The organism is Corallococcus sp. AB032C (assembly GCF_003668935.1).
GTDB lineage: Bacteria > Myxococcota > Myxococcia > Myxococcales > Myxococcaceae > Corallococcus > Corallococcus exiguus.
This window is the reverse complement of the sequence record NZ_RAWP01000275.1, coordinates 1-448: the sequence shown is the minus strand read 5'-3', so window position 1 is coordinate 448 and position 448 is coordinate 1. Positions and strand designations below refer to the sequence as shown.

Here is a 448-nt window from a genome sequence, read left to right as displayed (position 1 = left end):
CCTTTACACCGCAATGGAAAGTCTGCGCAAAGACATAGCGACTTACTCCGACCGACTATGCTTGAATCCAAAATCATTTGAATCCATCACGATTGAACAGCAAAATAAGTCGAAGCTTGCGCAGGTGTTGAGTGAATTGTCATGAAGAAAAAGGGATTCAAGAACTACGACACTGTGATGGAGTACGCCAAAAGCATAGTCGAAGGTCGTAAGGTAGCCTGTCGTGAGCTGATCCAGGCGGCCAAACGATTTTTTAAAGACTTGGAGAATCCAAAATATGACTTCAATCCGAAAGAAGCCGAGTTTGTCATTCAAATCATCGAAAAAACATTCGTCCATAAACAAGGCGAGATGCTAGACGGCACGCCACTTATGGGTAAGCCGTTCTTGTTACAGGATTGGCAAAAGTTCATCGTTTATAACTTGCTGGGATTCTATCATAAAGGCA

At 43.1% G+C, this 448-nt stretch carries 1 protein-coding gene; it reads left to right on the top strand.

Annotated elements, in window-relative coordinates:
- Positions 1-141 precede the first annotated feature (141 nt).
- Positions 142-448: hypothetical protein (locus D7X99_RS42045; RefSeq protein ID WP_199756440.1), on the top strand; the 307-nt coding region annotated here is incomplete at its 3' end.